The following is a 1611-nucleotide window of genomic DNA, read 5'->3' as shown; positions in this document are numbered from 1 at the left end:
CCTTTGGTGTTGTCCACATAATTAGCTGCGCGATAATTTACTTAATGGTGGGTTATGGTTCAGAAGCCATTTTGAAAACCAGACCACAGGCAGCCCAATTAGTTGGCCGTTTTTCGGGTGGCTTGATGGTCGTTATCGCTACCTGTCTATTGATTGGGCAAATTTAAAAAGTCATTCAAAAAAAGTTACTGACCATCATTTCTGGCCAGTAACTTGAATAATAAAATATAAGAAAATTTATCTCATACGTTTAAGGTTATAGGTCACGACTCCCCAAATCACCAGTTCTTGCCCCTCTTCAATATAAATATTTTGATAATCAGGGTTTTCTGCTTTCAGCCACACTTTAGGGGGTTGAAATTGGGTATCAATCATTAAGCGCTTAACAGTAAAATCATTGTCGATAAGTGCAATCACAATATCGCCCGATTTAGCAGGAATACTACGGTCCACAATAAGCGGATCATCAATATCAATTCCGGCATCTAACATGGACAACGAATTGGCTTTCACAATAAACGTGGCATTTTCATTTCTAATTAAATATTCATTTAAATCGAGTGCTTGCTCAATATCGTCTTGCGCTGGTGATGGGAAACCCGCAGCAACACGTTCTGTCGCCAAAGGAATGTGGTAAATTTTATCGTTGTTCGGATGAACCTGCTGTATCTTTAGTTTTGAAGTGAAATCTGTCTGGTTATCGGTTTTGACATTATTCAGTAACCAATTTTTGATAAAGTTGACTTGAGATTCAGGAACACGAATCACTTTGGTGGGTTCATTGAACTGTGCTTTACGGCCGGCGTTTTCCCGTGCACCGCCATGCTCGAATTCTTTCTTCTTTGGCATATCGCCTCCATTTCACCGTTCAAATCCTACACAAACAATGTAACTTGAAAAAGTTACATTTTCAAGTTGACGAAATATTTTTTTTGCATAACAATAAATTTCATGATCAGATTTTAATCCATTTTGCTTTTAACAGGGATGTTAAAACGGAAATGGTAATTTGAAGAGAATCAAAACCTATTGTGAAATAGTTCTTATTACTGACTGTTTTGATTTTTATCAATGAAATTCTGAACACTTAAATATGAGTTAGATTCAGTTTTTGGTATGGAGACATGCGAAATGAAAAATCAACGTGATGCAGTTTTAGGTTATGCAGATGAACAACATGCCTACTATATCCGTCTTATTGAAAATGATGCGGTATTAGGCGAAAGCTATGGAATTTTCTGTGAAAATCCGGAAAGTGAAGCAGCCGAAAGTATTATGACGACACTATTTTTAAAGAAATCATTTTGGTTAAATGGCTCAGAATTCACAGATATTGTAAAAGGCTTACACCCCCTTACCCACTCATAAGTTTAAAATAATAAAAATAAAGGAGGCATAATGCCTCCTTTATTCTCAAAAACTATTTGCTTAAGATGTAAAGCGTCCATAAGCATCGCGTTTTTGATTACGAGAGTTCTGACCACGCCCATCTGAACGGCCACGGCGGTCATCGTCGTCGTCATCGTCATCACGACGGCTGCGACCACGGCCTCGGCCACCTGAACGACCGCGATCATCATCTTCATCGTCGTCATCATAACGACTGCGGCC

Annotated in this window: 2 protein-coding genes and 2 pseudogenes; 2 read left to right on the top strand and 2 right to left on the bottom strand. The window is 38.6% G+C overall.

Going from position 1 to position 1611, the window contains the following annotated elements:
* A pseudogene (locus C1642_RS13490) lies at positions 1-167 on the top strand (LysE family translocator); the annotation flags it as partial.
* Between the two features lie 70 nt (positions 168-237).
* Here C1642_RS13490 and C1642_RS13485 read toward each other — a convergent pair.
* The gene (locus C1642_RS13485) at positions 238-849 is read right to left on the bottom strand and encodes a LexA family protein (protein ID WP_001124839.1); all 612 of its coding nucleotides are present in this window, start codon (positions 847-849) and stop codon (positions 238-240) included.
* 282 nt (positions 850-1131) lie between these two features.
* Between C1642_RS13485 and C1642_RS13480 the strand changes: the two genes are divergently transcribed.
* Positions 1132-1368 (top strand): hypothetical protein, encoded by a 237-nt coding sequence (locus C1642_RS13480; protein ID WP_000795915.1) that lies wholly within the window; start codon positions 1132-1134, stop codon positions 1366-1368.
* A gap of 60 nt (positions 1369-1428) precedes the next feature.
* Here C1642_RS13480 and C1642_RS13475 read toward each other — a convergent pair.
* Positions 1429-1611: pseudogene (locus tag C1642_RS13475) on the bottom strand (hypothetical protein); the annotation flags it as partial.

This window comes from Acinetobacter sp. AKBS16, assembly GCF_002899995.1.
GTDB lineage: Bacteria > Pseudomonadota > Gammaproteobacteria > Pseudomonadales > Moraxellaceae > Acinetobacter > Acinetobacter baumannii.
The sequence above is the reverse complement of the archived record's forward strand: the minus strand, read 5'-3'. Positions and strand labels throughout refer to the sequence as shown.